This window comes from Micromonospora sp. CNZ295 (assembly GCF_004217535.1).
The window spans coordinates 1-12,810 of sequence record NZ_SHKZ01000001.1 but is presented as its reverse complement, the minus strand read 5'-3'; the positions used below and the strand labels follow the sequence as shown (position 1 = coordinate 12,810).

Here is a 12,810-nt window from a genome sequence, read left to right as displayed (position 1 = left end):
CCCCCCCTCGGAGGCAGGTATGGCTTCGGTGATCGTCAGCGGCGCTCGGACCCCCATGGGGCGCCTGCTGGGCAACCTCAAGGACCTCCCCGCGACCAAGCTCGGCGGCATCGCCATCAAGGCGGCGCTGGAGCGCGCCGGCGTCGCCCCCGACCAGGTTCAGTACGTGATCATGGGCCAGGTGCTCCAGGCCGGAGCGGGGCAGATCCCGGCCCGCCAGGCGGCCGTCGAGGGGGGCATCCCGATGTCCGTCCCGGCCCTGACCATCAACAAGGTGTGCCTCTCCGGCCTGGACGCCATCGCCCTGGCCGACCAGCTGATCCGCGCCGGCGAGTTCGACATCGTGGTGGCCGGCGGCATGGAGTCGATGACCAACGCCCCGCACCTGCTGCTCGGCCAGCGCGGCGGCTACAAGTACGGCGACGTGGTGGTCAAGGACCACATGGCGCTCGACGGGCTGACCGACGCCTGGGACTGCTGCGCGATGGGCGAGTCGACCGAGCGGCACGGCACGACCAAGAACATCTCCCGCGAGGAGCAGGACGCCTTCGCCGCGGCCAGCCACCAGCGGGCCGCCGCCGCCCAGAAGAACGGCCACTTCGCCGACGAGATCACCCCGGTGGTCATCCCGCAGCGCAAGGGCGACCCGCTGGTGATCAGCGAGGACGAGGGGATCCGCCCGGACACCACCGTCGAGACGCTGGCCAAGCTCCGACCGGCCTTCACCAGGGACGGCAGCATCACCGCCGGCAGCTCGTCGCCGATCTCGGACGGCGCCGCCGCGGTGGTGGTGATGAGCAAGGCCAAGGCCAAGGAGCTCGGGCTCACCTGGCTGGCCGAGATCGGTGCCCACGGCAACGTCGCCGGCCCCGACAACTCGCTGCACTCGCAGCCGTCGAACGCCATCCAGCACGCGCTGCGCAAGGCCGGCCTGACCGTCGACGACCTCGACCTGATCGAGATCAACGAGGCGTTCGCCCAGGTGGGCATCCAGTCGACCCGGGACCTCGGGATCAACCCGGACAAGGTCAACGTCAACGGCGGCGCGATCGCCCTCGGCCACCCGATCGGCATGTCCGGCGCCCGGCTGGTGCTGACGCTGGCGCTGGAGCTGAAGCGGCGCGGCGGCGGCACCGGGGCGGCGGCCCTGTGCGGCGGTGGCGGCCAGGGCGACGCGCTGATCATCCACGTGCCGGCGGGCGCCGAGGGTGGTCAGTGAGCGAGAACGTCGACAACGCCCCGGCCGCGGCGACGCCGGTGCGCCGCAGCCGGGACGTACCCATGCTGGTCGAGCGGGCGCGCGCGGGGGACCCCCGCGCGGTCGCCCGGCTCATCACGCTGGTCGAGTCCGGTGACGAGACGCTGCCGCGGATCGCGGCGGCGCTCGCGCCCTACGCCGGTCAGGCCCAGGTGGTCGGCCTGACCGGCTCGCCCGGCGTGGGCAAGTCGACCACCACCAACGAGCTGGTCCGGGCGCTGCGGGCCCGGGGGCACCGGGTGGGTGTGCTGGCGATCGACCCGTCGAGCCCGTTCACCGGCGGCGCGATCCTCGGCGACCGGATCCGGATGCAGGACCACGCCACCGATCCGGGCGTCTACATCCGGTCGATGTCCAGCCGCGGCCACCTCGGCGGGCTGTCGGCGGCCACCCCGCAGGCGGTGCGCGTGCTGGAGGGCGCCGGCTGCGACGTGGTGCTCGTGGAGACCGTCGGCGTCGGGCAGGCCGAGGTGGAGGTGGCCTCCCTGGCCGACACCACGCTGGTGCTGCTCGCGCCCGGGATGGGGGACGCCATTCAGGCGGTGAAGGCCGGCATCCTGGAGATCGCCGACGTCTTCGTGGTCAACAAGGCCGACCGGGACGGCGCCGACGCCGCCGTCCGCGACATCCAGGGCATGATCGCGCTGGGCGAGCGGGGGCCGGGGGAGTGGCGGCCGCAGGTGGTGCGGGCCGTCGCCGCCCGCGGCGAGGGGATCGACGACATCGCCGCGGCGATCGACAAGCACCGGGGCTGGCTGGTCGAGCACGGCGAGCTGCGCCGCCGGCAGGAGGCCCGGGCCGCCGCCGAGATCGAGGCGATCGCGCTCGGCGCGCTGCGGGACCGGATCGGCTCGCTGCGCGACGGTACGGAGCTGCCGGCGCTCGCCGCCAAGGTGGCCGAGGGGTCGCTCGACCCGTACGCGGCGGCGGACCAGCTGCTCGACCAGCTCGCCTCCTGACGGCGGCCAGCCACGTTACCGGACGGTACGAACTTCCTTAGCGATCGTTCAGGCTCCGGCTCTACACTCGGGGTGCAGTCGAGGACTCGAGGAGGAGCCCCGCGGATGAACGCCCACGAGATCGCCGCCGGACGGGCACGCTGGCAGGCCCGCTATGACGCCGCGCGCAAGCGGGACGCCGACTTCACCACGCTGTCCGGGATGAGCGTGGACCCCGTGTACGGGCCGCCCGAGGGCGCCGCCTACCCCGGGTTCGAACGGATCGGCTGGCCGGGCGAGTTCCCGTACACCCGGGGGTTGTACCCGACCGGCTACCGGGGGCGGACGTGGACGATCCGGCAGTTCGCCGGCTTCGGCAACGCGCGGCAGACCAACGAGCGCTACAAGATGATCCTGGGTGCCGGCGGTGGCGGGCTCTCCGTCGCCTTCGACATGCCCACCCTGATGGGCCGCGACTCGGACGACCCGCAGGCGCTCGGCGAGGTCGGCCACTGCGGCGTCGCGGTGGACAGCGCCGCCGACATGGAGACGCTCTTCGACGGCATCGACCTGGGCGGCGTCACGACGAGCATGACCATCTCCGGGCCGGCCGTCCCGGTGTTCTGCATGTACCTGGTGGCCGCCGAACGGCAGGGCGCCGACCTGTCCCGCCTGGACGGCACGCTCCAGACGGACATCTTCAAGGAGTACATCGCGCAGAAGGAGTGGCTCTTCGACCCCGAGCCGCACCTGCGCCTCATCGGCGACCTGATGGAGTACTGCGCCCGGGAGATCCCCCGGTACAAGCCGCTGTCGGTCTCCGGATACCACATCCGGGAGGCGGGCTCCACGGCCGCGCAGGAGCTGGCGTACACGCTCGCCGACGGCTTCGGGTACGTGGAGCTGGGGCTGTCGCGCGGGCTGGACGTCAACGTCTTCGCGCCGGGCCTGAGCTTCTTCTTCGACTCCCATGTGGACTTCTTCGAGGAGATCGCGAAGTTCCGCGCCGCCCGCCGGATCTGGGCCCGCTGGCTGCGTGACGTCTACGGCGCGACCAGCGAGAAGGCGCAGTGGCTGCGGTTCCACACGCAGACCGCCGGTGTCTCGCTGACCGCGCAGCAGCCGGTCAACAACGTGGTGCGGACGGCCGTGGAGGCGCTCGCGGCGGTGCTCGGCGGCACGAACTCGCTGCACACCAACGCCCTCGACGAGACGCTCGCGCTGCCCACCGACGAGTCCGCCGAGATCGCCCTGCGTACCCAGCAGGTGCTGATGGAGGAGACCGGGGTGACCAACGTGGCCGACCCGCTGGGCGGCTCCTGGTACGTGGAGGCGCTCACCGACAAGATCGAGGCCGAGGCGGAGGAGATCTTCGCCCGGATCCGGCAGCTCGGCGGCGAGGGCCCGCACCAGATCGGCCCGATGACCTCGGGCATCCTGCGGGGCATCGAGGACGGCTGGTTCACCTCGCAGATCGCCGAGGCGGCGTTCGTGTACCAGCAGGCGCTGGAGAAGGGCGACAAGAAGATCGTCGGGGTCAACTGCCACACCGGCACGGTGGCGAAGGACCTGGAGATCCTGCGGATCTCGCACGAGGTCGAGCTGGAGCAGAAGCGCGTCCTCGCCGAGCGCAAGTCGACCCGGGACGAGACCGCCGTCAAGGCGGCGATCGAGCGGATGGTCGCGGTGAGCCGTACCGAGGAGAACATGATCCCGGCCATGCTCGACGCGGTACGGGCCGAGGCCACCCTCGGCGAGATCTGCGACGCCCTCCGCGCCGAATGGGGCATCTACCGCGAACCAGCCCGCTTCTGACGCCGGGTGCGGGGGCGGTGACCTGCGTGAGAACTGCGACCTTCGGCGTTGCCGATGAGCGGAGATCGGCGTCGCGCGTGCGAGACTAGGTAACCATGAGCGACCCACGGATCACCTCGTCGATCTTCACCCGCGGCGCGGTAGACCTCAGCGCGCTGCGCACCCCCGCACCGACCCCGACCACCGCACCGGTCCAGTCCGGTCCTCCCGCCGGAGCGCCCGGCGGGGCCGTCGCGAGCGCGGTCACCGTCGTCGACGTGACCGAGGCGACCTTCCAGGCCGAGGTCCTCGAACGGTCGCTCAGCACACCCGTGGTCGTCGACTTCTGGGCCGAGTGGTGCGAGCCCTGCAAGCAGCTCTCGCCGGTGCTGGAGCGGCTCGCCGTCGAGGGCGGCGGCGCCTGGGTGCTGGCCAAGGTCGACGTGGATGCCAACCCGCGGCTCGCCCAGATGTTCCGGGTGCAGGGCATCCCGATGGTGTACGCGGTGGTCGGCGGCCAGCCCGTCGACGCGTTCTCCGGGGTGGTGCCGGAGGCCCAGCTGCGGCAGTGGATCCAGGCGGTCCTGAAGGCCGGCGGCGTGACCGTGGCCGAGTCGAGCGATCCCCGGCTCGACGAGGCCGACGACGCGCTGATGAGCGGCGACCTGGACGCGGCGGAGCGCGCGTACCGGAAGATCCTCGCCGAGGCCCCGTCGGACGCCGCGGCGGAGGCGGGGCTGGCCCAGGTCGGGCTGGCCCGCCGGGTCGCCGGCGCCGACCCGCAGGCGGCGCTCGCCGCCGCGGCGGCCGACCCGGACGACGTCGACGCCCAACTGCTGGCGGCCGACATCGAGGTGCTCAGCGGCATGGCCGAGCAGGCTTACCAGCGCCTGGTCGGCGTGGTCCGCCGCACCGCCGGCGACGACCGGGAGAAGGTACGCCAGCACCTGGTCGGGCTGTTCACCATCGCCGGCCCGGACGACCCCGCGGTGGCCTCGGCGCGCCGGGCCCTGGCCAGCGCCCTTTTCTGACCCATCGCACGCCAGCGCGGGCCGGCGTGACCGGCCGGCCCGCCCGACACCTAGAGGACGGGAGCCCATGATGCGCCGGATCGCCGTCCTCGACGCGCCCACGAACCTCGGCCTGCGCCCGCCGACGCCCACCTCGGTGCCGGGCTGTGCCAAGGCCCCCGGCGCGTTGCGCGACCACGGCCTGCTCGCCCGCCTCCGGGCACGCGACGCCGGCTGCCTGACCCCGCCCCGGTACGACCCGGGTGACTGGCGGCCCGGCGACGGCGTCTGCCATGCCCGCGAGATCGCCGACTACTCGGCGGCACTCGCCGAGCGGATCGGCGCGATCATCGACCGGGGCGAGTTCCCGCTGGTGCTGGGCGGGGACTGCTCGGTCCTGCTCGGCTCGGCGCTGGCCATGCACCGGCTCGGCGAGGCGGTGGGCGGCCGGATCGGGCTGGTCTTCGTCGACGGCCACTCCGACTTCCGGCACCCCGGCAACGCCTCCTACGTGGGCGCGGCCGCCGGTGAGGACCTCGCCCTGGTCACCGGCCGGGGCCAGGCCGACCTGGCGGCCATCGAGGGGCGGCGGCCGTACTTCCGGGACATCGACGTGGTGGTGCTGGGCATCCGCGCGCAGGACGAGTACCGCCTCGACCTCCAGGCCGCCGGGATCACCACCCGGCCGGTGCCGGCGCTGCGCGCCGAGGGCGCCGCCCGCACCGCCCAGTGGGCGCACGAGCAGCTCGCCGACTGTGCCGGCTACTGGGTGCACGTCGACGTGGACGTGCTGGACCCGGCGGTGATGCCCGCCGTCGACGCCCCCGACCCGGGCGGGATCGCCTTCGCCGAGCTGGAGATCCTGCTCGCCGGCCTGGTCGACACCCCGCACTGCCTCGGCGTCGAGCTGACCGTCTTCGACCCCGACTACGACCCGGACGGGTCGTACGCGGCCGAGATCGTCAACACCCTGGTGGCCGGGTTGCGACCGGTGTCCGCGCCGGGGGCGGTCCCGCCCCGGCTGGTCACCGAGCCGTCCGCCACCCCGTCACCGCGCCGGGGCCCGGAGCGTCCGGTGGTCGTCACCGGCCCGGACCGCCGGCCGGCGCTCCAGCCCACCGTGCCGGGGGACCGCCGGGAGACCACCGCCGTGCCGGAGATCCGGCGGGAGCGCCGGGAGGTCCCCGCGGTGCCGGAGATCCGGCGGGAGCGCCGGGAGACCACCGCCCTGCCGGAGGCGCCGCGTCCCGCCAGCCCGGAACCCACCAGCTCCGCGGCGCCGCGCGCCGACCTGCTGGAGCCGGTCGGGCCGCCCGCCTCGGCCGGGCCGGGCCTGCTCCGCCGCAACCTGTCCGCGGACGAGGACGGCGACGGTCGCCCGGCCACGGCGGACGACCCGCCGCAGACGGCGGCCGGCGGCGCCTGACCCCGCGACCCGCGCGGGCCCCCACCATGGTCGACTCCCGGCGTGGCGCGGGGGTGGCGCGGGGGCCCCGAGCCCAGATGCCGCCGGCATCGGGGAATCGCCATGCGCGCGCCGCACCCGCGGCCCGGGTCAGCGGCCCAGGGCGCGCAGGAACCGTTCGGCGATCGGGACCGCGGTGGCGCTGCCGGAGCCGCCCCGCTCGACGAAAACGGCGAACGCGACGTCCCCCTGCCAGCCCACGAACCAGGCGTGCGTGTTCGCCGGGTTGTCGTCGTACTCGGCGGTGCCGGTCTTGCCGTGCACCGGGTCCCCGGGCACGTCGCGCAGCGCGCTGCCGCTGCCGGCGGTGACCACCTCACGCATCATCGCCCGCACGGCCGCGACCGGCTCGGCCGCCAGCTCGGGCCCGTCGGCGGCCGGCCGTGCCGGTGCCGGGTCCGGCACCAGCTTGGGCTGCACGAACCGGCCCCGGGCCACCGCCGCGGTGGCCGAGGCCATGGCCAGCGGGCTGACGATCGTGGTGCCCTGGCCGATCGCGGCGGCGGCCTGCTCGGTCGCGCCGCCGTTCGCGGAGACCTTGCCGGTGAACGCGTCCAGGCCGAGGTCCCAGTCGCCCTCCAGCCCGAGGGACCGGCCGGTGACCGCGAGCCCGTCGGCGCCGAGCTGCGGGGCCAGGGCGACGAAGGCCGTGTTGCAGGACTTCGCGAAGTCGGTGCGGAACGGGACCGACCCGAGCTCGAAGTTGTCGGAGTTCTTGAAGGTGCGGCCGTCGACCTCGCGGACCTTCGGGCAGTCGACCCGCTGGTCGGGGGTGACCGCGCCCCGGTCGAGCAGGGCCAGCGCGCTGACCATCTTGAAGGTGGAACCGGGCGGCACCTGGGCGGTGAAGGCGAGGTTCTCCCCGGCCGGGCCGGGGCCGTTGGCGGCGGCGAGCACCGCGCCGTCGCTGATCCGCACGGCCACCAGGGCGGCCCGCCGCTTCTCGGCGCGCAGCGCCGCGTCGGCGGCGTTCTGGGTCGCCACGTCGAGGGTAATCTTCAGCGGCTCACCCGGCCGGAACTCCCGCCGGAACAGCTCGGCGCCGGTGGGGACGAGCGTGCCCTCCGGGCCGGCGCGGTTGACGATCACGGTGAGCCCGGGGACGCCGCGCAGGCGCTCGTCGTACCGGCCCTGGAGGCCGCCGTGGCCGACCAGGTCGCCGCGGGCGTACCGGTCGGGGTGCTTGGCGAGGTCGTCGGCCTGCGCCGGATCGACCGTGCCGAGCACCGCCCGGGCGAACTCGCGGGTGGGCGCGAGGTCGAGCTTGTCCGCCGGGAACCGGGTGCCGGGCAGGTCGTAGATGCGGGGCTTGATCTGCCGGTACGCCTCGTCCCGCAGGGTCACCACCTCGACGAGCGCGTCGGGCTTGGCCTCGGCGAGCCGCTTGGGGAGGTCGGAGAGGTCCACCGGCGGGACGAGCGCCGGCCGGATCGCCTTGAACGCGGCGTCGAGCTGCCGGACGACCTTCGGGACGTCGGAGATCTCCTGCGGGACGAGCTTGACCCGGACCACCGGCCGCGGCGCCACCAGCGGCCGGCCGGCCGCGTCCAGCACCGCCGCCCGGGGCCCGGACTCGCGGCGCAGGCCCAACCGGTCCCCCCGGGTGAGCTGCTCGTGGACGATCTGCGGTTCCCAGATGACCTGCCAGTCGTCGCCGCTGCCCCGAATGAGCCGTACCGGCCGGTCGTACGCCCAGCGGGTGTCGCCGGGCAGGGTCCACTCGACGTGGACCTTGGCGGTGGCCGTGTTGGCGGTGACCGTCGACTCCCCGCTGCGCCGTAGCGCCGGCGGGTTGCCGGCCAGCTCGCCGGAGAGCTCCTTGATCGCCTGCGCCACGTCGGCCGCCGGCACGCGGGCACCGGTGGCGTCGACGAAGCCGACCGCGTTGAGGTCCCCCGACCGCCAGCCCTTCAGAAAGGCGTCGACGCTGCGGTCCGGCCCGTCCTCCCCGGAACAGGCGGTGAGCCCGGCGGCGGCGAGCAGGGCGGTGGCGAACAGGGCGAGCGGTCGTGGTGACGATCGGTGACGACGTCGGTACGGTAGGTGCATTGATCTTCCCCCGAGGTATGGACTGCCTGCACCGTAGTACGACCGTGCCGTCCCCCTCGTACCCCGTCGGGCCGGGGCGGGTGGAAAGACGCACCCGGGACGGTGTGATGAACAACCGGAGGCGGGGTATCCCGGGACGGGCCGACCGCGTACCGCAAGAGGTGAAAGGACGACAGTCCTGAACCGGACGTCCGCACCACGGTCCGCCGACCAAGGCGCGGATCGGCAGGGCCTATGGTGGGCGGCAGAGTGACCCACAACGCGGTGGGTCGAGGGGAGTGGCACCGATGGACCGGCGTCCGGCTACTAAACCGGGACCCGACCTCCGGCAGGTTGACACCGGCCGGGACGACAACTTCGATTCGGCGACCGATTCCGACGGGTTCGGCCACGTCGACACCGGCGTGACCGGCTTGACCGGCTCGAGCATCGACACCATCTACGACCTGGGCCTGCCCGCCGACGCGCTGGCCGGGGACGCGGAGGACGCCGAGCTCGACGAACCGGTACCCAACGCGGAACGCCTGGTGGCGCAGGCGGTCGCGCTCGCCGGCGACGACCACGACGCGGCGTCGCTGGTCGGCCGCTACTGGCGGTACGCGCCGGACGAGGAGCTGATCGGCTTCACCGCCGAGGAGATGCTCGAGGCGGCGCGGGCCCACCGGGAGCTCGCCCAGCAGCGGGTACCGGGCGAGTTGAAGCTGCGGATCCACTCACCCGACGCCGACCAGCACCACACGGTCGTCGAGATCGTCACCGACGACATGCCGTTCCTGGTGGACTCGGTGACCGCCCTGCTCAATTCGCACCACCTCGACGTGCACCTGCTGGTCCACCCGCTCGTGGTGGTCCGGCGCGAGCCACTCGGCCGGCTGGTCGAGGTGGCCGCCGACGTGGAGCCCGACGACGCGATCGCCGGCGATCTGGTCGAGAGCTGGATGCGGATCGAGATCGACCCGGTCCGGGACGCCGGCGAGCGGGACAACCTGCGCCGGGAGCTCCAGCGGGTGCTCACCGACGTGCGGGAGGCGGTCGAGGACTGGCCGAAGATGCGCCAGCGGGCGCTGGGGCTGGCCGACGAGCTGGCCGCCGCCCGTACCAGCGACAACCGGCCGCCGGTGCCGGAGAAGGACATCACCGACTCGGTCGAGCTGCTGCGGTGGCTGGCCCACGACCACTTCACCTTCCTCGGCTACCGGGAGTACCGCCTGGTGGATGCGCCCGACGGTGGCAGCGGACAGGCGTTGCAGGCGGTGCTCGGCACCGGCCTGGGCATCCTGCGGTCGGACTCCACCGAGGCGCGGGTCCTGTCGTCGATGACGCCGGAGGCACACGAGCGGGTCACCGAGAAGCGCCTGCTGATCATCACCAAGGCGAACTCGCGGGCCACCGTGCACCGGTCGGCGTACCTGGACTACATCGGCTTCAAGGTGTTCGACGAGGCCGGTGAGGTGGTCGGGGAGCGGCGCTTCCTCGGCCTGTTCTCCACCGCCGCGTACCGCACCAGCGTGCGGGAGCTGCCGGTGGTGCGGCGCAAGGTGGCGGAGGTGCTCGAGCGCTCGGGCCTGAGCCAGCGCAGCCACTCGGGCAAGGACCTGCTCCAGATCCTGGAGACCTACCCGCGCGACGAGCTGTTCCAGATCAAGACCGACGACCTCTACCACGCGGTGATCGGCGTGCTGCGCATGGCCGGCCGCCGGCAGCTGCGGGTGTTCCTGCGGCGGGACGCGTACGGGCGGTTCATCTCCTGCCTGATCTACCTCCCGCGGGACCGGTTCACCACCCAGAACCGGCTCCGGATGCAGGACATCCTGCTGCGTGAGCTGAACGGTGTCGGGGTGGACTACACGACCCGGGTCACCGAGTCGATGCTCGCGCGGGTGCACTTCATCGTCCGGACCGACCCGACCAAGCCGCCGGGTGACATCGACGCGGACCTGCTCGCCGAGGAACTGGCCGACGCCACCCGCCTCTGGGACGACGACTACCGACTGGTGCTGGAGCGCAAGCTCGGCGACGAGCAGGCCAAGCACCTGTTCGCCCGGTACGCCGACGCCTTCCCGGAGGGCTACAAGGACGGGCACACGCCGTACGAGGCGATGAAGGACCTGGCGAAGCTGGAGCTGCTGGAGGAGCCCGGCCAGCTGGAGATGCACCTGTTCCGCAAACAGCTGGCGCCGCGCGCCGGCAGCCGCGCGACGGACGTCGACGAGTCGATGGACGTGCGGTTCAAGGTCTACCGGTACGGCGAGCCGATGATGCTGTCGGCGGTGCTCCCGGTGCTGCACTCGCTCGGCGTGCGGGTGGTCGACGAGCACCCGTACGAGGTGGAGCGGGTCGACGGCCGGATCTGGCTGTACGACTTCGGGCTGCGCCTGCCCGAGGGGCACCAGGAGCTGGCCGAGGTGCGCCCGCACGTGGAGAACGCCTTCGCGGCGGCGTGGCGCGGCGAGGCCGAGGTGGACGGCTTCAACGAGCTGGTCCTGCGCGGCGGCCTCACCTGGCGGCAGGTGGTCGTGCTGCGGGCGTACGCGAAGTACCTGCGCCAGGCGGGCACGGTCTTCTCGCAGGAGTACATGGAGTCGACGTTCATCGCGTACCCGCGGATCGCGGCCCTGCTGGTGCGGCTCTTCGAGACGCGGTTCGCGCCCGGGGCGACCAGCCCGGAGCAGCGCCAGCAGCAGAGCAAGGAGCTGGTGTCCGAGCTGCACGCCGCGCTGGACGACGTGGCCAGCCTGGACCAGGACCGGATCCTGCGGTCGTACCTGACGCTGATCCAGGCCACCCTGCGGACCAGCTTCTACCAGAAGCGGGCCGACGGGCGGCCGAAGTCGTACGTGGCCCTCAAGCTCGACCCGCAGGCGATCCCGGACCTGCCGGCGCCCCGGCCGAAGTTCGAGATCTTCGTCTACTCGCCCCGGTTCGAGGGCGTGCACCTGCGGTTCGGGCCGGTGGCCCGGGGCGGGCTGCGCTGGTCGGATCGCCGGGAGGACTTCCGGACCGAGGTGCTGGGCCTGGTCAAGGCGCAGATGGTGAAGAACGCGGTGATCGTGCCGGTCGGCGCCAAGGGCGGCTTCGTGCTGAAGCAGAAGCCGGGTGACCGGGACGAGGCGGTCGCCTGCTACAAGGCGTTCGTCTCCGGGCTGCTGGACGTCACCGACAACATCGTCAGCGGCGAGATCGTGCCGCCGGAGGACGTGGTCCGCCACGACGGGGACGACCCGTACATGGTGGTCGCGGCGGACAAGGGCACCGCCACGTTCTCCGACATCGCCAACGAGATCTCCACGGCGCACAACTTCTGGCTGGGGGACGCGTTCGCCTCCGGCGGGTCGGCGGGTTACGACCACAAGAAGATGGGCATCACCGCACGCGGTGCCTGGGAGTCGGTGAAGCGGCACTTCCGCGAGCTGGGGCACGACACCCAGACGCAGGACTTCACCGTGGTCGGTGTCGGCGACATGTCCGGCGACGTCTTCGGCAACGGGATGCTGCTGTCGAAGCACATCCGGTTGGTGGCCGCGTTCGACCACCGGCACATCTTCCTCGACCCCGACCCGGACGCGGCCATCTCGTGGGCGGAGCGGAAGCGGTTGTACGACCTGCCGCGGTCGTCGTGGGAGGACTACAACGCCGAGCTGATCTCGGCCGGCGGTGGGGTGTTCCCGCGTACCGCCAAGTCGGTGCCGATCTCGCCCGAGGTGCGCGCGGTGCTCGACCTCGACGACGACGTCACGCAGATGTCGCCGCAGGAGCTGATGAAGGCCATCCTCACCGCGCCGGTCGACCTGTTCTGGAACGGCGGCATCGGCACCTACGTGAAGGCGTCCAGCCAGACCAACGCCGAGGTGGGCGACAAGTCCAACGACGCGATCCGGGTCAACGGCAAGGATCTGCGCTGCCGGGTGGCCGGCGAGGGCGGCAACCTGGGCTGGACCCAGCTCGGCCGGATCGAGTACGCGCTGGGCGGCGGCCGGATCTACACCGACTTCATCGACAACGCGGCCGGGGTGAACTGCTCCGACCACGAGGTGAACATCAAGATCCTGCTGAACACGGCGGTCGCCGACGGGCAGCTGTCGGTCGCCGAGCGGGACGGGCTGCTGGCCGAGATGACCGACGAGGTCGCCGAGCTGGTGCTGCGGGACAACTACGACCAGGCCCGGGCGATCAACAACGCCCAGGCCCAGGCCGCGTCACTGCTGCCGGTGCACCGGCGGATGATCACTGATCTGGAGCGCTCCGGTGAGCTGGACCGGGCGCTGGAGGCGCTGCCGCCGGACGAGGAACTGGCGG

Annotated in this window: 7 protein-coding genes; 6 read left to right on the top strand and 1 reads right to left on the bottom strand. The window is 72.9% G+C overall.

Annotation, left to right across the window (positions count from 1 at the left end; genetic code table 11):
• Positions 1–19 precede the first annotated feature (19 nt).
• From EV376_RS00035 to EV376_RS00015, 5 genes are all read left to right on the top strand, one after another.
• On the top strand, positions 20–1,219 hold the full coding sequence (locus EV376_RS00035) for an acetyl-CoA C-acetyltransferase (RefSeq protein WP_130320116.1): 1,200 nt from the start codon (positions 20–22) through the stop codon (positions 1,217–1,219).
• A 62-nt stretch (positions 1,220–1,281) separates the two neighbouring features.
• Complete coding sequence (gene meaB, locus EV376_RS00030; protein ID WP_486482845.1) at positions 1,282–2,217, top strand: methylmalonyl Co-A mutase-associated GTPase MeaB; 936 nt, start codon at positions 1,282–1,284, stop codon at positions 2,215–2,217.
• Between the two features lie 105 nt (positions 2,218–2,322).
• Entirely contained in the window at positions 2,323–4,011 is a 1,689-nt protein-coding gene (gene icmA, locus EV376_RS00025; protein ID WP_130320114.1) for a coenzyme B12-dependent isobutyryl-CoA mutase large subunit, read from the top strand.
• A gap of 95 nt (positions 4,012–4,106) precedes the next feature.
• Positions 4,107–5,021 (top strand): tetratricopeptide repeat protein, encoded by a 915-nt coding sequence (locus EV376_RS00020; RefSeq protein ID WP_130320113.1) that lies wholly within the window; start codon positions 4,107–4,109, stop codon positions 5,019–5,021.
• Between the two features lie 67 nt (positions 5,022–5,088).
• Positions 5,089–6,426: an arginase family protein gene (locus EV376_RS00015; RefSeq protein ID WP_486482476.1), complete on the top strand. Its 1,338-nt coding sequence runs from the start codon at positions 5,089–5,091 to the stop codon at positions 6,424–6,426.
• A gap of 129 nt (positions 6,427–6,555) precedes the next feature.
• On the opposite strand, the gene EV376_RS00010 is transcribed toward EV376_RS00015, so the two are convergent.
• Complete coding sequence (locus EV376_RS00010) at positions 6,556–8,514, bottom strand: penicillin-binding transpeptidase domain-containing protein (RefSeq protein ID WP_130320112.1); 1,959 nt, start codon at positions 8,512–8,514, stop codon at positions 6,556–6,558.
• A gap of 287 nt (positions 8,515–8,801) precedes the next feature.
• Between EV376_RS00010 and EV376_RS00005 the strand changes: the two genes are divergently transcribed.
• A partial coding sequence (locus EV376_RS00005) for an NAD-glutamate dehydrogenase (RefSeq protein ID WP_130320111.1) occupies positions 8,802–12,810 on the top strand: 4,009 nt, incomplete at its 3' end.